At 59.0% G+C, this 20,176-nt stretch carries 14 protein-coding genes and 1 tRNA gene; 4 read left to right on the top strand and 11 right to left on the bottom strand.

Features of this window, described 5'->3' with window-relative positions:
* From ACU5AZ_RS06695 to ACU5AZ_RS06655, 9 genes are all read right to left on the bottom strand, one after another.
* Window positions 1–1,785, bottom strand: coding sequence for a site-specific DNA-methyltransferase (locus tag ACU5AZ_RS06695; RefSeq protein WP_446825242.1), 1,785 nt, complete (start codon window positions 1,783–1,785; stop codon window positions 1–3).
* 51 nt (window positions 1,786–1,836) lie between these two features.
* Entirely contained in the window at window positions 1,837–3,915 is a 2,079-nt protein-coding gene (locus ACU5AZ_RS06690) for a hypothetical protein (RefSeq protein WP_446825241.1), read from the bottom strand.
* A 3-nt stretch (window positions 3,916–3,918) separates the two neighbouring features.
* Window positions 3,919–6,789 carry an SNF2-related protein gene (locus tag ACU5AZ_RS06685; protein ID WP_446825240.1) on the bottom strand — a complete coding sequence of 957 codons (2,871 nt, stop codon included), beginning with the start codon at window positions 6,787–6,789 and terminating at the stop codon, window positions 3,919–3,921.
* A gap of 125 nt (window positions 6,790–6,914) precedes the next feature.
* Window positions 6,915–7,916 carry a restriction endonuclease gene (locus ACU5AZ_RS06680; RefSeq protein WP_446825239.1) on the bottom strand — a complete coding sequence of 334 codons (1,002 nt, stop codon included), beginning with the start codon at window positions 7,914–7,916 and terminating at the stop codon, window positions 6,915–6,917.
* A 248-nt stretch (window positions 7,917–8,164) separates the two neighbouring features.
* The gene (locus ACU5AZ_RS06675; RefSeq protein WP_446825238.1) at window positions 8,165–9,037 is read right to left on the bottom strand and encodes a DUF3102 domain-containing protein; all 873 of its coding nucleotides are present in this window, start codon (window positions 9,035–9,037) and stop codon (window positions 8,165–8,167) included.
* Between the two features lie 205 nt (window positions 9,038–9,242).
* On the bottom strand, window positions 9,243–9,788 hold the full coding sequence (locus tag ACU5AZ_RS06670) for a hypothetical protein (protein WP_446825237.1): 546 nt from the start codon (window positions 9,786–9,788) through the stop codon (window positions 9,243–9,245).
* A 208-nt stretch (window positions 9,789–9,996) separates the two neighbouring features.
* Window positions 9,997–10,746 carry a recombinase family protein gene (locus ACU5AZ_RS06665; RefSeq protein WP_446825236.1) on the bottom strand — a complete coding sequence of 250 codons (750 nt, stop codon included), beginning with the start codon at window positions 10,744–10,746 and terminating at the stop codon, window positions 9,997–9,999.
* Between the two features lie 559 nt (window positions 10,747–11,305).
* Window positions 11,306–11,491 (bottom strand): hypothetical protein, encoded by a 186-nt coding sequence (locus ACU5AZ_RS06660; RefSeq protein WP_446825235.1) that lies wholly within the window; start codon window positions 11,489–11,491, stop codon window positions 11,306–11,308.
* Window positions 11,492–11,936: 445 nt separating this feature from the next.
* Window positions 11,937–12,010, bottom strand: a tRNA-Gln gene (locus tag ACU5AZ_RS06655).
* Window positions 12,011–12,316: 306 nt separating this feature from the next.
* Between ACU5AZ_RS06655 and ACU5AZ_RS06650 the strand changes: the two genes are divergently transcribed.
* Window positions 12,317–13,864 (top strand): Ppx/GppA phosphatase family protein, encoded by a 1,548-nt coding sequence (locus tag ACU5AZ_RS06650; protein ID WP_446825234.1) that lies wholly within the window; start codon window positions 12,317–12,319, stop codon window positions 13,862–13,864.
* Window positions 13,861–14,583, top strand: coding sequence for an RlmE family RNA methyltransferase (locus ACU5AZ_RS06645; protein ID WP_446825233.1), 723 nt, complete (start codon window positions 13,861–13,863; stop codon window positions 14,581–14,583). The genes ACU5AZ_RS06650 and ACU5AZ_RS06645 overlap by 4 nt, the downstream gene beginning before the upstream one ends.
* A gap of 6 nt (window positions 14,584–14,589) precedes the next feature.
* Here ACU5AZ_RS06645 and ACU5AZ_RS06640 read toward each other — a convergent pair whose 3' ends face one another.
* Both ACU5AZ_RS06640 and ACU5AZ_RS06635 read right to left on the bottom strand, forming a co-directional pair.
* The gene (locus tag ACU5AZ_RS06640) at window positions 14,590–15,981 is read right to left on the bottom strand and encodes an MDR family MFS transporter (RefSeq protein WP_446825232.1); all 1,392 of its coding nucleotides are present in this window, start codon (window positions 15,979–15,981) and stop codon (window positions 14,590–14,592) included.
* Between the two features lie 183 nt (window positions 15,982–16,164).
* Complete coding sequence (locus ACU5AZ_RS06635) at window positions 16,165–17,916, bottom strand: sulfotransferase (RefSeq protein WP_446825231.1); 1,752 nt, start codon at window positions 17,914–17,916, stop codon at window positions 16,165–16,167.
* 193 nt (window positions 17,917–18,109) lie between these two features.
* Here ACU5AZ_RS06635 and guaB point away from each other — a divergent pair, with 193 nt between their 5' ends.
* Both guaB and ACU5AZ_RS06625 read left to right on the top strand, forming a co-directional pair.
* Window positions 18,110–19,603, top strand: a complete 1,494-nt coding sequence (guaB, locus tag ACU5AZ_RS06630; protein WP_446825230.1) for an IMP dehydrogenase — start codon at window positions 18,110–18,112, stop codon at window positions 19,601–19,603.
* A 3-nt stretch (window positions 19,604–19,606) separates the two neighbouring features.
* Entirely contained in the window at window positions 19,607–20,176 is a 570-nt protein-coding gene (locus ACU5AZ_RS06625) for a hypothetical protein (RefSeq protein WP_446825229.1), read from the top strand.

The following is a 20,176-nucleotide window of genomic DNA, read 5'->3' as shown; positions in this document are numbered from 1 at the left end:
TCAGCCCTCGCTCTTGCCGGCATCAGTGTCGAGATCATCGAAGAGGCTGAGGTGGCTCAAATCACCGAAGCGATCCTTGGCAGATATCTTCTTCTTGCGTTTCGGCGCGGCTATTTCCTCCTTCGATGCCGGCTCGAGGTCTTCGTCGCCGTCATCTTCCGCCAGCGGAAGCTCGGCGATGTTCAGCGAATAGTCGTCACGCCCCCATTCGCATTGCGTCAGGATGGCCGACGGGATCTTGACCAGGATCAGGTTCTCGAAGCTGTCCGGGTTGGCGCTGAAAGCCTTACAGCAGACGACGAGCGAACGCTCCGGCCCGATATCATCGGAAATCTTGCGGCAAGCGTCGTGCGTCAGCTGCTGCGTGGTCACGTAGATGAAGGATTTTTCAGTGGCGTAGCCGTGGTTCCAGTATTCCTCAGCAAGCTGGCTCGGCGCATAGGTGTAGCCCATGTGCTTGCACATAGCCTCGGCCAGCATGGCGGGATTGTAGTCCTTGCTGATTACCCAGTTGCCGTATCTGTCCTGCTCCAGGAGAGACGGTGCGAGGTTGAAGTAACGGAAACCGCCGCCTCCCTTCCAGCCAGCGGCCTCGGTTACCCCACCCTTGTCCTGGCCGTCGATCACCTTCTTCAGACGAGGCAAAACATGCGTATCGCAATGCTTGCCAAGCTCCACCATGATCCAGCGACGACCCATTTTATGAGCCACCGCGCCTGTCGTCCCCGACCCAGCGAAGGAATCAAGCACTAGGTCTCCTGGGTTTGAAGCGATCTGAATAATTCGGCGCATCAAAAACTCAGGCTTCGGCGTTTCGAAGCTAGCTTTGGTCCCAAAAATTACTTCCAATTCTCGAGCGGCATGCTGGTTTAAGCCAACGTCGTCCCAGATAGTTGGTGAAGACATCCCCGACTTAGCTTCAGTTTTGAAAAGTTTCCGCATCGGGGTTCTAGCCTTGCCATCACGGCCCCAGAACAATCGCCCCTCTCGTTGTAACCGATCGGCCTCCTCTCTGTTATGGCGCCAGTTTGTGCCAGCTCGCGGATACACAATTTCTCCGGTGTAGGGATTTGTGATCCCAAACATCAAGCTTTCCACGTGACGCCCACCTTTAGCGTTCGCAGTCATGTCAATTTTTCGAAATGGTCCTCGGGCATCTGGCCCCGCAGGTTCGTCAAAGACGCGATACTGAGCGTCGGCTTTTTCCGTGCGCTCCATCAGATTGAAGGCGAGTTCAGCCTTGGTCTTAGACGCCTTGTCATCCTTCAGTTTTCCATAAATAAGAATGTGATCGTGAACGGTGCCAACCATGCGATCGTTGGGAGCACCATCACGCTTTCTCCATACGACATTGGCAATGAAGTTCCTGCGGCCAAACACCTCGTCGCATAAGACTTTCAGATAGTGCGCTTCATTGTCGTCAATAGAGATCCAAAGCGACCCGTCATCTTGAAGCAGCGTTTTTATGATCTCTAATCGATCCCGCATCATTGACAGCCAAATGGAATGCTCTACCCCGTCGTCATAGTGCTCAAACGCGCTCCCCGTGTTGTAGGGTGGATCGATAAAAACGCATTTCACCTGCCCCTCATACTGGCTCTCCAATGCCTTCAGGGCGAGCAGGTTGTCACCTTTGATCAGCATGTTGTCGAAGATGTCCGCCTCTGATCGGCGCACGGCAGCGTGATAGCTTTTGGCCGGGTCCTCGATGAGGATGCGCGGCTCGAGCTTCGGTCGCTCGTCCTTACCGATCCATGTGAGTTCCAGCTTGGTCTTCTTCGACATTGGTCTTTCCGTTTTCTGAATGATAGTTCCGGCGCGAAAGGGCTGTGATTATCACCTCATGATCCGGTGTATCTTCACAAGCCTGTCGGCGGAACCCACACGCACAACAAACTCGTCTCCCACGCCCTTGCCGAGCAAGTTTTCCACCGGGCCGTCCGGCGGTGCTGGCGATATCAGCTGGGCCATGTCTGGCTTGCTCGGCACGCGATGATATCGGGACCGGCGCTTTCCACCCTCCATGTAGTAAAGGAGCAGAAGGTCGCCTGGTTCGACCTGCCGGCTTGCCACGTCGAAGACTTGCTTGCCTTTCCCTGCCGTCTTCTTCTCCGGTGCAAGAGGTTGTCGACCTTCCTCTCGCCAGATCTTCTCTATGGTTGCCTGGCGACACGAAGTCGGCAGTTCCAGCTCAATGGCGTCATCCACACCTTTGCCAATGAGATGGATAGCGCGAGGATCAGTTGTGGCAATGACGCCTTTGGACGGATCATTTTCGAGCCCTCGAATTGTGTAGCGAATAAAGCGGCCAGTGCCGCCATCGGTAAAACGTAGCAGGATCGTGTCTCCGTCCTCGACCCGTCGCCGCCCATCATCAATCCGTGTGACCGCGCTCTCAGGAGATGACACGGGCTCGGGAGGTTTAGGCAAGTCCTTCTTCGGAGAAGACACAAGCGTAAGCGTCTTCCTTGGTGGCGGCGATGAAGGTTCGGCAACTGCGCCCTCTCCTTCAGGTGCGTGGCCAGTTGGAATGTCCAGAACGCAGTCCGCGACGTTCGCCCGCGGACTGCGTTCTGGACGCGCGATGGCATCTTCTTCCAGCGCTCGTTGCACTTCCTCGAGAAGTAAATCCTCATCCACATGACCACGCTCTAAGGGTGTCGAGGATAATTCGGTCGGCCCGACGTCTTCTAGCGTCAGGAGTGTAGAGACATCGTCTGCGAGCTGCGACGTAGGGGAGGGCAACTTCGGATCGGTTCCGGCTGCTGAAGCCTCCACCTTTGGAATGGGTGATGCCTTGGGCTTGACCACTTTCGTCTTCACTTCGGATGGCTTGGTGACGCCGTCGACGGAGCCATATAGCGCTTGCCACCTTCGGGACAGCTCCGCGATTTCTGCCGTCTTACCAGGTCTTGCTCTGACCGGTTGAATGTCAACTTGTGACAACGCGTCCAGCAGCGCAGCGTGGGATTTCAGGGTGGTGGATTTTGGGCTATTCAGCGCGACTGCAATTTGATGCAGAGATTGGCCCTGCATGGCCTGCTCTTGAGCCTTCTTTTCCAGCTCAGCGTAATAGTCGTCGAATTCCTGTCGCTTGCGTGCATTCCGGAGCTTTCGCTGGACTTTCGAGTCAATCCCTATGGATGCAACATCAATTATGCGTTCCCGTGGGGCTGGCAGACCATAGCGCATCTCAAATCCGGTATAAGCAAGAGTCCGGATCTTGCTGTGCCGCGTTTGCCAATAGACGGTGTAGAGAGGCCGCAGGCTGCCATGGTTTTGAAGCGCGTCGAGAACCTGGTTCTCGAATGTGGCAAGTTCAGCATGAAGTTCTTGCAACCGGCCGCGGTGCCAGATTTCGGTCTCTGCCTGCTTTGCCTCCACCTCTTCAATCTTGGCGTCGATCTGAGTGCAGAGTTCGGCGTTGCCGCGCTCTCGCCGACGCCGTGCGTAGAGGCTCGAAAGGAACATTTCCACCTTTTCGTAAACCTCCTGGCGACGCATCTCCAGGCGAGTGATCGTCGAGTTGATCCGGCGCTCCTCCTCTTCCAAGACCTTAAGGTGGGCGATATCGCAACGACCAAGGAAGTCCCAATAGAGTGCATCCAATGCATCGGCCAAGTCGTTCGGCGGCTCAATGAACACTTCCTGGGGCAGCGAGGATTGCATTGAGAACAGTGCTTCGACGACCCATTTGCCCAGGACCTCGCCTTCATCGTTGACGCAAGCAGCGATCACCGCGCGGGTCCTATCAAACTCCGTTTCCATCTCGACTTCGGCGACCGAAAGCCAACCCGAACGATTGAATAGCGCCGGCACGACCCAGGATGGCCCCACATGGCTATCGAGCGAGAAGTGCAATTCGACCGGATAGACCCCAAACTCTCGTGATCGAGATCCCGCCCAGCTACCCATGGCTCACTCGACGGACCAGCGTATTGAAAACAAGTGCGAACGCTCGGGCTTACGGTCTAGCGCAGCTGCGAACTCATCGAGCATGTCGTTGACCTGCTTTCGGATCTGCTTGCGGCGCTCATGCTTGGAGAATTTCAGGTCATCGATCTCGCCCTCGACCGTCTTGATCTTTCGACCGAGCGACAACTTTTCCTCCATCGACAGATCCGGGGACCGGCGATCACGACGAAGCTGCTTGGCGGTATCCTCGAGCTCGTCGATCTGGGCGTCGATTTCGACCTCGATGTCTCGCGCATAGTTATCCAGGCGTCTCTCTTCCTCTTCGAGCCACTGGAAGTTTTGCTGTTTCACTGTCTCGGCAAAGCTGGAGAAGAGCTGGTCCTCGATCTTGTCCAGCGGGCCCAAGCCACTCGGCATGGCCAAAACTCCGCCGTCGATCGCCGGGGCCATCAGCAACCGCTTTGCGGTCTCGACACTGACCTGATGGCCATCATTGGTGACGCAGGAAACCAGCAGATCTTCACGGATCTTGTGTTCGGTGCGGACAGTCGCCTTTGCAACACGCAAAAAGCCACTCTTCCCGCGCAATGCAGACACGTCCGCGAGTTGCCCATCAAAAGGAAAGGCAGCGGGGCTGAAACGTAAGTAACGTCCCTCAGTGCTGTGATTGCGAGCCGCAGCTCGCGTTGCGGCTTCCTGTGCCAAATTCTCATCGGTAAGGCGGAAGAACTGCCAGTCCTTCTCAGAGGCCTCCTGCCAATGGGGCGTATAGACATTTCCTCCCTCGCGGAATGCGTGGGATCCTTCGACGTTGAATTCTGCGTGCGGAAATTCGGCGCGCGCAAGTATCAGTAGACGTCGCGAGAACTCGTCGAGAGCGTGTGTCAGACTGGCTTTGCGGGTGTTGAGACGTGACACAACATCCGTGTCGAATTGCTCCAGGACCTTGGCGCGTGCTGCCTCAACTTCCGCGGAAATTGTCTCCTGCAGCTCTTCCTTCAAAGCGTCGAAGCTTGCCTCAATCTCTTCCGGTGAGCGAGATTTTTGAACGATGTCCAGAACGCGCTTTTCGAAATCGACACCACGCTCGATCGATCCGAGAACCTCATCGCTTGAGCCGAAGACACCCTCGAACAACTTGAACTTCAGTGCCAGTAGTTCGTGAATGCGCTTCTCAGCCTGGTTCTTAAGGTTCAACATATTCACGACGGTAACGTCGATCTTCTGGCCATATCGGTGACAACGGCCGATACGCTGTTCAACACGCTGGGGATTCCAAGGGAGGTCGAAATTTATCACCAGAGAGCAGAATTGCAGGTTGATGCCCTCGGCACCACTTTCCGTGGCAATCAGGATCGTCTTGTCATCCCCCTTGAACGCATCGACGATTGCCGCTTTCATGTCGGCCGTCTTGGAGCCGGAAACACGATCGCTGCCGGCGTGGCGCTCCTTCCAATCCTTGTAGATCCGCTGGCTAGAAGGATCGCTATTGGATCCGTTTAGCAGAACGATCTGACCGGCATAGCCACGATTGGAGAGAAGCTCTGAGAGATAGGTTTGTGTCCGCACGCTCTCCGTGAAGATTACCGCCTTTCGCGCGCCGCCCTTGCTCTCAATAGCGTCCAGCACGTCAGGCAGGCGATCAATCAGCTTCTCCCCTTTCGCATTGGCGCCAATGGATCGGGCCAGAGCCAGAAAACCACGCAGTTCTTGGAGCTCCGCTGTCAGCTTCTCAGGGTCTACAGGCTCTTCAGACAGCGCCTCCTCGTCGATTTCTTGATCGACCATCTCCTCGGCAAGTTCATCGATTAGCTCAATGTCGTCGGTGATGGATGTGTCTATGGAAGTTTGCTTCTTCTCCAGGCGATCGATCAATGTCTCGAGATACTTGATGACGGCATATGTCGAAGACCCGAGGATCTTTCGGATTTGAAGGATGACCAGCTGGTTTGCTCGATCGCCGTAGGAAATCGTGTCCTTGCGTTGCAGGAAGCTGGATATTGAATTGTAGAGCTTAACCTCAACGTCGGGGGGGGCGAAGTCGAATACCGTGGCATTGCGCTTCGTGAAATTGATATGCCCAGCTTCCTGGACCTGACGGCGCAGGGTGCGGTGGCAGATCGGCTTAAGCCTTTCTTTCAGAGCTTCCGCGGACGCACGGCTTACTCCAGCGCCCATGTATTGGCGTTTGAACGCAGCCTCACCGCCAAAATGGGTCTCGTCGATGATGGAGACGATCCCAAACAGCTCGAGCAAGGAGTTCTGCAGAGGTGTTGCCGTGAGAAGCACCTTCACAGGATCCGCGAGCGCGCGTCTGAGATCCTTCGCTCGTTGCGACCCGTTCTTCTTGTAGACGTTACGCAGGCGATGGGCTTCATCGAAGACGACGAGATCCCACTTTGTTCGTTGCAGCTCGTCCTTCTGCCGGGCAGCGAACTCGTAAGACGAAATGACGACGCCGCTGGCCTTGTCGAAAGGGTCGCGGATGCCGGATTTTTTCATCTCGCGATGTTTGCCAGCCTCCATGATCGTGCTCTTTAGGCCAAACTTTTCGATGAGTTCCTGTTCCCACTGCTTGCGCAGAGAGGCAGGCACGATGAGAAGTATCTTCCGCTTTTGCTCCGCCCACTTCTGCGCCATTACAAGTCCGGCTTCGATGGTCTTTCCCAGGCCCACTTCGTCGGCCAGCAGCACGCCTTTGTTGAGCGGCGATTTCAGGGCAAATAATGACGCTTCGACCTGGTGAGGATTCATGTCGACGCGGGCCGCGCTCAAAGAGCGGGTGAACGCATCCTCATCCAAACTCTCAAGCAGTAGGGAGTGAGCGAAGTAATGCCCTTGAACAGGTTGATAAACGGGCAATTCACTCGTCATGCGTCAACAACTCCCAGTCGGTATTTTGTATGGATTCGCTTATCTGAAATGAGAGAGAAAGGTTGTTCAAGAGATTTCTCATGTAGATCCGCCTCAAATACCAGAAGCATAATAATACTGAGGCCTTATCCCCAGGCGGGAACAAAGATCCGCTTTAATGGCACCAGCTGTTGGGCTTCAATATCCAGCTTTTCGTATTGCTCCAACAGGCTCTTCACCAGGTCATCCAGATCCATAAGCGCGAGGGGGATGTTAGCCCTCTCGGCTTCATATCGGGCTTCGCGCGTAAATCCACCGGTGCTGACATATAGGCCCTTGTCCTGCGGATGGCGTCCACCGAGAAAGCTACGGACATCCGGCGCGCTGATAGCTCCCTTGCGATGCTTTACTTCGACCACAATGCGAGGTGACTCAAAGCCGAACCCATCCGGTGACGCCACTATGTCCTTCCCGCGGTCAGGTCCAGCCTCTGATACTCGCGTCTTGTAGCCCAGTGAACGAAGGAGGCCCGCTACAAGCTCCTGCATGTCGTCCCATGCCAGCGCATTCACCTTGTCCTTGATGAACTCGTGGGCCCTGCTTTCCATGGATCTAAAGAGCTCGTCCTCGTCTGCTTCGGTGGTTGCCGCAACAGTCTTCTCCGTTATTGGCTGGCCGGAAGCCAGCGTCTTGTTCAGCTCTGCAGCAACCTCTGTCGGTATCCGGAAGAGCGTTGAGATCGCGCCGAGGCTGTTACGGCTTTCTAGAGACAAGAGATCACGCCCAACCTCGCCTTTCCAATTAACGGGGCGATATTGTGCATCCTCTGGGTCGATTGAGGTATCGTAGCGATAAGGGCCGGCAACCTCTCCGATGAGATAGACGCGCCGAGACGGATTATAGGTGACGATCATATCGCCAACTTCGATCTCGTTAGCGAAGCGATGGAGCTGACCCGCAGCCATAGCCACCGACTGCGGTTTCGTTTCCGGCCATGCGGCTGTCACCAGATCAGCTACAGCTTTGCGGGTCTTCACCGCCGAGAGGTCACCGACTTCGTTCCAGCCAATGGCCACTGCCGACTTTTCTTTGAACGCGTCGAATAGGCGTCCATCGCGCTCAGCGCGCACCATCCAGGATTTACTCATGCCCCACCCTTCAATTTCAGAGCGAGCTTACCGATGCCCATGCGTAGTGCAAGTGCGCTCAATGGATAGCGCGCCATTGGCTCACAGGAGTTCACTGGCGCGAATGTGGCCTCCGATCGCATACTCGCACTTTGAAATCGCCTTTAGTGCCCACGCCTCGCTATGGTTGTGAATTTCCTGAAGCTCGCAAAGTTTGGCCCGTCGACAGAAATCTGGTTGTGTCGACGGGCTCGGTCTTTCCGACCCAGTTAGGCGTTCAACATCGCAGCTTTCAATTGAACATAATCAAGCTGCAGAAGTGCATCTCGGAACGTCTCGTAGTCCGCGGCAAGCCGAGCCTTGAGGATGTTTACTGCCTTGGCTGCCATCCCGTTCAACCTCTCCTCCCGCTGCAATGCCGCTTCCTCGCGCTGCTTAGCCTCGAGAGCCTTCTTGTCGGCGTCACGTTCTTTGCGTGCTTTCTTCCTATCCCACCGCTTGCGCCCATTCTTAATTTCTTCGTCGGTCTTGCCTTCAGCCCGCAGCGCCTTTTCATTCTTCTCCCAAGCACGCTGCTCGTGCTTCGCCGCACGTTCTTCTTCCCGCCTCTGGCGTGCCTCCTTTTGCGCGGTTGCAATTTGAGAGTTGACTTCCTTGTGGTCGAGGAGGAGGCCTTTATCTACGGCGTCAATGACGGACTGCCTGATCTCATCTGGTGCGCCTTTCGCAGCGAGCTTGTAGATGGTCACGGGCGGCAGCACATCGATCACCTTGGGTGCTGAACCAAAGACAGTTGCCGCGTTCATATAGTTCTGGGCAGTGCGCTCAGACATACCGAAGTGGTAGCTCAGCCAATTTCCAAACTGGCCGTGTTCAAGCTTATCCTTTACGGCGCACAGGTCATGTCCAGTGTCGATTATACTGAGGCGGTGGCGATCTCGGATTCGGATGGCAGCAGCCTCTGCCTCCTGCGCCACTTCAAGTGACACACCAGAATAGTCGAAGCCGAATACGGCAGGACTCGCCGGCACTGAGGGCTCGGAACCAGGCGATTGCTCCGGAGTGTCGACGTCCACGATGTTTTCAGCGTTAGTGTAGTCGAGGTCTTTGAGTTCGTCGTTGGTAATGTGAAGATCAGTCATTGTCAGGCCTCCTGGGTTGATAGGTGTGCGGTGGGGAAACCGCAACGATTGCGGATTTGGGTCAGGCGTGAGAGCGAGCGGCAACTAGCCGGCAGGTGATGCCAGGGAGAACCGTTGCTATTGTTGGGGGATGGTTGGCAGATGCAGGTGCCTTGATCGCCGGCCCCTGTTGTTACATCACTGCCTCACCGTTGACAGAAGCGTGCTAGTCGCTCGTCAGCTTCCATTGAGGAAAGGACCAGCGCACCTGTTTGTCGAGGGTCTCGATCATCTTTTGGAGCCGGACCACTTCTGTCAGCGCGTTTTTCTTGACGCTGGGATCGGAAAAGTCAGCATTCTCGATTTCCTGAAGCCGGTTGGTGACCTGGTTGCGCTTATACTCGTTGATGATGCGGGCGAGCTCTGAGGCCGCGTCAACCAGGCAGCCGACCATGATCTCGGCCCTGGCGAGCGATCCGCCACCGTTAGCGTAGGGGCTACGTTCCGGCGCGTCTTCGAAACTGCGCTCGATCTCGCCCGAAAAGGACTTGGGGTCGCTGTCATCAAAAATATCGGGTGCTTCCATGCCGGCCATGTCGAAGCACCGCGCGAAGTCAGAGAAACCGCCGGCTTGTCCCTGGAACCACTCACAAAATGGGTCTTCCGAGGGAATTGCCAGCTCCACGCTGTCTGGTTGTTTCAGCTCGCTCTTTTTCTTGTCCTTCTGGCGCTGGTAGTGAAGTCTTTGCCGTTCTGCGTTGCTGAGTGCCATTTCCAATCTCCGTTGTTAGTCGTTAGTATTTCATCCTAACGGAGCGTGTCAATAACAACCTAACGAATAACGGAAGATTTTTGCGGTGCTCGAAATTCGCCGGACGGCATTCAGTCAAGAGCCGGCGCTCGGGTCAATGCAGCAAGAGCTAGGAACTGTTCGTCTAGTCGCAGGACGATGGACCGCTTTTTGGAGACCGCGGGACGGCTCAGAAAAGACCAAAGTTCGGATGGTTCTTATAGTCCGCGGGCGTGGATGCCTTGATGGCCTCTAGCGCAGCCTTACGCGGCCTGCGGAGAGCCGCAGCGGTCCAAGCTTCGCCGCGGCTGGTCTTCAAGCCAATGCCGTTCAGTGCGTCTACCAGGGCCGGCACAGAGAGGTCCTGCCAATCGTTCTTCTGGATAGCAGTTGCGATCTCATTGACCTTCTCCTCTGCCCGGCGCTTGTTGGAATCCGCACCAAGCTTCTGAGCCTCTGAGAGATTGGTCCTGTTCCCGAGCTTCACGCCCTCAGCCTTCTTTCTGTGAAGGGCGCGCTTGGTCCGCTCCGAGATCATGTTTCCTTCAAGCTCCGCACGCGCGGCACGGCTGGCAAGCACAAGACGATTGCTCGTGCGCCCTTCCGAGACCGAGACAACCATGACCTTGCGTTCGCGCATGATGTGCTCGATAGTCTTGGTGCTGCGAGACAGCCGATCGAGCCCATCCACGAGAAGATCAGTGTCATGGGCCTGAGCGAAGTCGAGTGCGCTCTGGAGACCGTGCCGGTGTTCCAGGTTCTTCTCACCACGACCGCTGGCCACATCCTGGAACCACTCTACAATCTCGACGCCGGCCGCATCAGCATAGGCACGGATGGATGCCTTCTGTCCTTCCAGGCCAATTCCCGTTTCGCCCTGCTTGTCAGTAGATACTCGGATATAGGCAATCGCCTGCTTGGATGTGCGGTAGGTGGTCATGAGGGTAGGTCTCGTGTAGGGAGGGTAGGGGAGTATGTGATCAGGACTATACGATACCATTTAGTTATGATCAAGTCTTTCGACGGGTGAGCAACCCTAAATGCCCGGCCTAGCGACTGGTATGGAGCCTCGTTGCCAGGGCGGCGCTACAGCGACTGTTCTGCCCGCAGATCAGTCGGTCGATCCCTAGGATCGCTGCCGTTCCCCGGATCGGTGGCGCTGGCTTTGTCGAGGAACTTGCTGGCCTGCGCCGAGCTGGTTGCAGGAGGCGGCCTCCCGTCGGCCGCTTGAGAGGGCGGCACTACGCACAACAACGGCGGATCGAATTTCTCAAGCTATCTGCCGCTAGGGCGACCGCGTCTGGGGTGCTTGGCATTTGGCGCTGTGTGTTAACGAGCCAGGAAGGGCACGCACGCGCTGCTCGCACAGAAAGTATCGCCGGCTGTGTGACTTCGATTCTTCAGGCCTAGACCAGGCTGTGGGATGAGAACTTCAGGTTGGGCTCCTGGTGCTTGTGGGCGACCTCCGCAGGATCATCCCGATGCAGTAGGTGATTGCGTCATTTGCCCGCAAGATAGTCAAAGATGACGCGGTGTCTTGCGATGGCCTCTTCGGCAAAGGCCTCGATGTCGAATGCATCTTCTCTTGTAGGGGCCAGATTTTCCTCAGGCGTGCGGTTCTGCTCTGCTCGACGCGGAGCGGCGACTGCATCTTCGTCACCTTTTCCTTTTTGGGAATTGACCATGGTATCCTCAATCACCGGATCTTGCAGATCTTCTCCACGCCGGAGCTACCTTATAGCCCAAGCTGCCTCATATTGTAATTGGTGAGCTCGGATCTGGAGCGTCTGGACTATCGTCATCGATATCGTTGCGGGCGGCGAGGAGTGCATCTGACAGAGTTTGGTCTGACGAGATCCGCCCGGGCCTATGTGCAATTTCATGGCCGCTGACTGGCCGCGTCCATCATCCGCTCCGAACCGAAGAGGTGACTGGCGAGCGAAAAGAGGCGTCAGATCGATCTGAGACAACAGAAGCCGCGGATACAAGAACGACGGATGCCTCGTGCAGTTAGGCGACCGCGGTGCAGGGGCAGCGGACCCGTGCTCCGGAAAAGTGATGCGGAAAACTATTCCGGTTGATATTCGGTTCAGTGGGTTAAGTCGCTGAAAAATATGAAGAAATAAGAATTGGCTGGGGAACCTGGATTCGAACCAGGACTAACGGAGTCAGAGTCCGTGGGTCTACCGTTAACCTATTCCCCAAGATGTCGCGGGCGGCTTAGCCTCGACTGGCAAAGCGGACGGGTAGACTTTTAAGTGTCGCCGGGGCGACCGTGTCCGCTTCGTGGGCGGCTTATAACCAAATCGATTGCGCTTGCAAATACCCAAAACGATTTTTTTTGAAGTGGTGCTGCTGGCCATCGTTCCGGTGCCTCGAAGATCCGGCGCGAAAAAGCGGTTGGCGATCCCGTGCGGCCCTGATATTGTCGTTCCCAACGAAAATCAAACGAGCGCCTGCAGCTCCCTCTTAGAAGACTTGGCGAGCGCGGCGTAACTGGAATTGAACACGTGAGAGACCCCGAGAGCGGCGAAAAGCCGTCAATCGCCGGGGCGTTCGTGAATGCCGGTCATGCGGAGCCTTCTGGCTCGGAGCAGGGCCAGGGTCGTAGCCGCCGGTCGAAGAACCGGAAACGACGGCCGTCTCAGGAGCATTCCGGCCAGGACGGGCCGAAAGAACGCCAGACCCCGGTCCAGAGCCTGGATGCAGCGGAGACGCCGCACAAGCGCAAGAAGCGGCGACGTTCGCGCGGCAAGAAGCCGCCGGGTGCCCGGCCGGAAACCGCCGATCAACTGGTCGTTTCCACCGCGCTGCAGCCGGTCCAGGGGCAGGGGCCTTCCGGCAAGAACCGCAAGAAAAACCGTCACAAGCGTGGGCTGCAGGGCCGTCCGCTGCTGCCGGCGCATACGCCGGTCGCGATGAACGGCCCAGCCGCAAGCCCGCGGCCCGATGTGTCCGACGCCCCCGCTGCCGCGTCGACGTCGCGCGGGCCCGGCCAGACCCCACGTCCGGCTCACGCTTCTCCCTTTCCGTCGCATCTTTACGCCGCGCTCGATCTCGGAACGAACAATTGCCGCCTGCTGATCGCCCAGCCCGGGCGTCCGGGCCAGTTCCGCGTCGTCGATGCCTTCTCGCGCATCGTCCGCCTTGGCGAGGGTCTCGCTGCGAGCGGACGGCTGTCGGAGGACGCGATGGACCGCGCGGTCGAGGCGCTGCGCATCTGCGCCGGCAAGCTCGCCGCCAAGCAGATCCGCAAGATGCGGCTGATCGCCACCGAAGCCTGCCGGTCCGCCGCAAACGGCGTCGAGTTCCTCGAGCGCGTCAAGCGCGAGGCGGGCCTCGAACTCGAAATCATCAACCGCGAGACCGAGGCGCGCCTGGCCGTGTCCGGCTGCGCCTCGCTGGTCGAGCGTGACGCGCGCTCGGTCGTGCTGTTCGACATCGGCGGCGGCTCGTCGGAAATCGCCGTCATCAACGTGACCGACCGGCGCTCGACCCGACTTGCCAATCACATCACCCACTGGACGTCGCTGCCGGTCGGCGTCGTCACGCTGTCGGAAAAGCACGGCGGACGCGACGTTACTCCCGAAGTGTTCGGCGCCATGGTCGATGAGGTCGAAGGCATGCTGTCGCGCTTCGAATGCCCGCCGCCCGCAGGTGGCCATGACGCCGTCGACTATCACCTGATCGGCACCTCCGGCACGGTCACCACGCTCGCAGGCGTCCATCTCGACCTGCCGCGCTATGATCGCCGCCGCGTCGACGGCCTGTGGATGCACGACGACGACGTGACCGCCATGCAGGCGAGGCTCCTCTCGTGGAACTTCGACGCGCGCGCCTCCAATCCATGCATCGGCCCGGACCGCGCCGATCTCGTTCTCGCCGGCTGCGCCATCCTGGAGGCGATCCGCCGCCGCTGGCCATCCAAGCGCATGCGGGTGGCCGACCGTGGTCTGCGCGAAGGCCTGCTCACCGACATGATGGCCGATGACGGCGCCTGGCGGCGCCACCGCAACAAACGCTTCAACACTCCCAGGAATGGCGGACGGCAAGGATGACGAAACCACCGACAGGCGGCAATCGCACCGGCCGCAAGATCGGCCAGAAGGTCAAGAAGACGAAGCTGAAGGCCTCGTCGCGCCGCTGGCTCGAACGCCACATCAACGATCCCTACGTCCAGCGGGCCAAGCTAGAGGGCTATCGCGCCCGTGCGGCGTTCAAGCTGCTGGAGATCGATGAGAAGCATCAGATCCTGAAGGGTGCCAAGCGCATCATCGACCTTGGCGCCGCACCCGGCAGCTGGTCGCAGATCGCCGCCAAGGTGACCAATTCGACCCAGGATGACATCCGCGTCGCGGCGATCGACTTCCTGGAAATGGCGCCGATCCCCGGCGTCACGATCCTGCAGCTCGACTTCCTCGACGAAGAGGCGCCGGCCAAGCTCCTGAACGCGATCGGCAGCGCGCCCGATCTGGTCATGTCGGACATGGCGGCGCCGACGACCGGCCATCACCGCACCGATCACCTGCGCACCATGCATCTGTGCGAGGTGGCCGCCTATTTCGCGGTCGAGGTGCTGGCTGAGGGTGGGCATTTTCTCGCCAAGACCTTCCAGGGCGGCACCGAGCGCGATCTCCTGAATTTCCTGAAGAAGAATTTCCGGCAGGTCGTGCATGTGAAGCCAGGCGCGTCGCGTTCGGAATCGGTCGAGATGTTCCTGCTCGCCAAGGGCTTCAAGGGCCGTCGGGACGAAGAGGACGGCGCAGAGGAAGAATAGCCTCGGCTATTCGCCCGCCGCCGGACGCCGGTGGCCCGAAACCGCGGCACCCGCATCGCCGGGCAGCTTCAGGATCGGCACGATCGCGCAGAGCGACCAGATGGAAATCAGCAGGAAGGCAAGGTGGAAGTCGGAGACCGACAGCGTTTGCCCGCGGAAATAGGTCGACGTCTCCAAGATCATCGCCGCCACCGCGACGCCGAGCGCGAGGCTTACCTGCTGCAGGACGGAGGAGATCGACGTTGCCTGGCTCGCCCGGTCGTCCTCGATCTCCGAATAGCTCATCGCATTGTTGCCGGTGAAGAAGAACGACCGCGAAAAGCCGGTCATCAGCAGGAAGCAGAACAGCACGGCATAAGGCGTCGTGGCGGTAAACAGGCTGTTGGCCGCCGTCGCGATCGAGGCGGTGATGGCCGCTGTGATCAGCGTCGCCTTGAACCCGGCCGCGGCATAGACGCGCTTGGCGATGAACTTCGTCATGATCGCGCCGATCGCGCCCGCAAAGGTGATCATGCCGGACTGGAACGGATTGAGGCCGAAGCCGATCTGCAGCATGAGCGGCATGAGGAAGGGGACGGCGCCCGTCGAAATCCGGAAGATCGTGCCGCTCGATGCCGCCGCGCGAAAGACCTTGTTGTCGAAGAGCTTGAGGTCGAGCATCGGGGCGGGATGCCGCCTTGCGTGAAAGACATAGGCGATGCCGCTGGCGAAACCCGCCAGCGTCGCCACGATGCCGACGGCTGTCGGCAGGGCGGGCAGGCTGATTACCGACAGGCCGAAGACGATGCCGGATGTGGTGACGGTGATCAGCAGGAAGCCGCGGATGTCGAGCTTCGGCGTTCCGCGCGTCGGAATATCGGGAAGCAGCAGGCCGGAGATCCAGATGCCGACGATGCCGAAGGGAATGTTGATCCAGAAGATCCAATGCCAGGAGAGATAGGTGGTCAGGAAGCCGCCGACCGGCGGTCCGGTCAACGGCCCGATCAGCGCCGGTATGGTCAGGAGCGCCATGGCGGACACGAGATCGCTGCGCTTGGTGGTGCGCAGGAGGACGAGGCGGCCGACCGGCGTCATCATCGCGCCGCCCATGCCCTGCAGGAAGCGCGAGAAGACGAAAGCAAGCAGGCTGCCGGAGAAGGCGCAGGCAATCGAGCCGAGCATGAAGACGGCGATCGCGATGCGGAAGATCCGCTTGGCGCCGAACTTGTCGGCCATCCAGCCGCTGACCGGAATGAAGGTGGCGAGCGCCACCATGTACGACGTCAGCGCCAGCTTCAGTGTGATCGGCTCGACATGCAGGTCGTGGGCGATGGCCGGCAGCGCCGTCGCGATCACGGTCGAATCCATCTGCTCCATGAACAGGGCGACGGCGAGGATCAGCGGAATGGAGCGGTTCATGGGAGAACGGGATCGATAGTGTTGAGAAGCTGAGGCGAAAGTAGCGGAAGTTGTGGAAAATGGAATGGCTGGCTTATGAATTTAATGTTGTGGTCGTGATTGGTTGCTGACGGGAGCCATGCCTTGCCAGCCATCGTATCCACGGCTGCCTTAGGCCATTCCGCTCGCAGATGTGCACATGGCCTATGGCCGTTGCTTCTCCTGCGGCGTTGTGGAAGGGGCTGGCCCGCCGTTAAGTATATTTAGCATAGGGGCCAGGAACTCCGCATAGGGCCGCCATTCCTCGGAGCTGCCCTTGTAGATTTCCTGCCGTACCTGCAGCGTCGAGGCGGTCAGCACGATGCGCGCGCTCTTGTGGAAGTCGAGAACCCCGCTGTCCCAGCTAAGCCCGACATGGGAAAGCAATTGCCGGATGACCTCTTCCGGCTTTTCGGTCAGCGCCTCGTAGTCGAGATCGTAGATCGCGTTTGCATATCGGTCGCGCCAGAATGCCATCAGATCCTCGTAGAGGCCATGATAGCGGGCGATATCCTCCATGTCGCAGGCAAAGCCCATGCCCCTGGCCGTGAATGGCCGGCGGAAGTTTGACCAGCAGACGGCCTCCGCTGAGCGCCGCAGGTGAACGATCCTGGCTTCCGGGAAGGCATTGGCGATGAAGCCGATCAGCCGGAAATTGAGAGGCATCTTGTCGGTAACGAACGGCTTGTCGGTCAAGGATCTGACCGCCTTGGCATATTCCCTCCGGATGGCGCGGAACGTCTCGACCTGCCGCTCGTCGGTATACCATGGCGTCTCGGCGGCAATGGTCGCCAGATCGCTGAGCTCGCCGGCGCCGAAGCATTGCGAATGCGAGGCAAGAATCTGTTCGACCAGCGTCGTTCCCGATCGCGGCATGCCGACGATGAAAACGGGTGTGAAGCCGATGTCGTCGGTGTAAGTCGGTTGCGATGGAGCGGTGATCTCGAAGTAGGTTCTGATGTCCTCGAAGCGCTGCCGGTCCGTGTCGAACGCATAGCCGATTTGGGATTTGCGAAGCCGGTTGCCGGTAATCAGATGTTCGAACGCGTGCTGATCGTCGCCGATGTCGAACCCTGCCTTGGCGAGCGCGAAATGAAGCAATATGGCGCTGTCTTCATCCTGCTTCCCGTCCGCAGCCAGCGAGCGCATGCGGGCGAGGAAGGGGTCATTGGGAGCAATCTTCGTCGCCTGCACATAGGCGAGCATGGTCGCGGCCTTGTCCGATCCGAGTTCGATGGCTCTGGCGAAGACCTTGCTGGCGGCTGCAGCCTGGCCGAGCTGCATCAGGCATGCTCCATGCTCTTCAAGCACGCCGATCAGATTGCGTCTGGTGTCCGCTGCATCCGGTTGAAGCTGCAGCGCCTTCTCCAGGGCGCCGACGGCTTCATCGTGTTGGCCCGCTCTCACGAGCGCTAGGCCGAGATTGTTGAAGGCGTCGAGAAAGCCGGGACTTATGGCGAGGGCCCTGCGGTGTGCGTCGATCGCACCGGAAATATTGCCCGTCTTCTCCAGCGCTATGCCGAGATTGGTCAGGATTTCCGGGGCCTTGGGATTGAGGGACAGGGCGCGCTCGTAGCTGGTGATGGCGGCTGTCCAGTCCTGAAGTCCGGCCTGGGTCAGGCCGAGGACGTTGTGAATGATGAAGGCGGACGGATAGCGAGCGGCCATGGCGGTGGCCGCCTGCAGTGTCTCCCTCAGCATGCCGCGCTGATACATGGCGACCAGCCTGTCGTAGTCGGCGCGGGGCGGCATCTCCTTCGGGCGGCGGGCATTCAGCGCATCGAGTTCCTGGCGCGCCCGGCGGTTGGCAGGAAAGGCCTCCAGCACATCGCGGTAGATGTCCGATGCAGCCTGCAGGTCGCCGGCGCGGGCGAGCTTTGCGGCCTTGGAGAGCGATTTATCGATGGACAATGACATTGCGAATCCCGGTTTGCTCTATTGTTTTAGTCCGAACCGGACAGCGCGTGCAGAAAAATTGCCGGCCTTCTTCCCTTCGCGTCATGAACATGTTACCAGCCCTCGCCAACTTCCAAGAATCTCTTGCAAGGTTCCGTACTGAGCGACTCACATCATCAGGCCGGTGACGATCCTATTCTAAAAGGAATTTGGCATGGCACAGATTATTATCACGGCAACCGGCGCTGAAGCGCTTACCTTCGACGACGTGCTCCTGCAGCCCGGTCATTCCATGGTCATGCCGGGGCAGACCGACATCGCGACCCGCATTGCCAAAGATATCGAGCTCAACCTGCCGATCCTTTCCTCCGCCATGGACACGGTGACCGAAAGCCGGCTGGCGATCGCCATGGCGCAGGCCGGCGGCCTTGGCGTCATCCACCGCAACCTGACGCCCGAGCAGCAGGCCGAGGAAGTCCGCCAGGTCAAGAAATTCGAAAGCGGCATGGTCGTCAATCCGGTGACGATCGGCCCGCAGGCGACGCTCGCCGACGCCCTGGCGCTGATGAAGGCGCACGGCATTTCCGGCATCCCGGTCGTCGAAGGCAGCAATGGCAGCCGTGGCAAGCTGGTCGGCATCCTGACCAACCGCGATGTCCGCTTCGCCTCCGATCCGACACAGAAGATCTTCGATCTGATGACCAAGGAAGGCCTGATCACGGTCCGCGAGACCGTCGAGCAGCAGGAAGCCAAGCGTCTGCTCCACCATCACCGCATCGAAAAGCTCCTCGTCGTCGATGATGCCGGCCATTGCGTCGGCCTGATCACGGTCAAGGACATCGAGAAGTCTCAGTTGAACCCGAATGCCACCAAGGACGCACAGGGCCGCCTTCGCGCCGCCGCCGCAATCTCGGTTGGCAAGGATGCGCAGGAACGCGCCGAGCGGCTGATGGACGCAGGCGTCGACGTTCTCGTCGTCGATACCGCCCATGGCCATTCCCAGGGCGTGCTTGATGCCGTCAGCGCGGTCAAGAAGATGAGCAATTCGGTGCGCATCATCGCCGGCAACGTCGCAACGAGCGACGGCACCAAGGCGCTGATCGATGCTGGCGCGGATGCCGTCAAGGTCGGCATCGGTCCGGGCTCGATCTGCACCACCCGTATCGTCGCCGGCGTCGGCGTACCGCAGCTGGCAGCCATCATGGCCTCCGTCGAAGCCGCGCAGGCAAGGGATATTCCGGTCATCGCCGATGGCGGCATCAAGTTCTCCGGCGACCTCGCCAAGGCAATCGCCGCCGGTGCCTCCGCCTGTATGGTCGGCTCTCTGCTCGCCGGTACGGATGAAAGCCCGGGCGAGGTCTATCTCTACCAGGGTCGCTCCTTCAAGGCCTATCGCGGCATGGGCTCCGTCGGCGCCATGGCCCGTGGTTCCGCCGACCGCTATTTCCAGGCCGAGGTTCGCGACACGCTGAAGCTTGTTCCGGAAGGCATCGAAGGCCAGGTGCCCTACAAGGGACCGGTCTCGGCCGTTCTGCATCAGCTCGCCGGCGGCCTGAAGGCTGCCATGGGCTATGTCGGCGGCGGCGACATCAAGGAGTTCCAGAAGCGCGCGACCTTCGTTCGCATCTCCGGCGCCGGCCTGCGCGAAAGCCACGCACACGACGTGACGATCACCCGCGAAAGCCCGAACTATCCGGGCGGCATGTGATTGTTGCCGGACGGCGATAAAGTAAACAATCGGCGAGCCCTGTGGCTGACAGGGCTCGCCAGCGCTTTTCTCTTTGCGATCAACGGTCTCTGGTTTCCGTGGCGCTTCGGTTCGGAATTGCCGCATGCGGTGATGCCGGACAAGGATATCTTCGCCACAACCGAAAGCCTGCTGGACCTGCGCGAACGCTTGGTCGGCAATGAAGCTGCTGCGTCGGTCCTGAAGACCATGCATCTGACGACCGACCTGCTCTTTCCCGTAATCTTCGCCGCTTTTCTGTTCCTTCTTCTCCGCCGGCTTCTTCCAATCGCTCGGCTGCGCGGGGCCCCTCTGCCGGGCTGGCTTACGTCGACGTTGCTCGCCTTGCCGCTTCTCTACATGGCAAGCGACTATGCCGAGAATATCTTCTGCCTTCTGTTTTTCCCGCCGGCTGAACCATCCGCCGCCTTCGCATCGCTTCTCGCCTTTCTCCTGCCGTGGATGATCCGGCTCAAGCTGATGTTCGTAACCATCATAGGCGTCATCGTTCTGCGCCTGACCGTTCTCCGCCCGAGCTCCTCAACGGAAGGCTGA

This window comes from Rhizobium sp. PAMB 3182, from assembly GCF_052908355.1.
The sequence above is the reverse complement of the archived record's forward strand: the minus strand, read 5'-3'. Positions and strand labels throughout refer to the sequence as shown.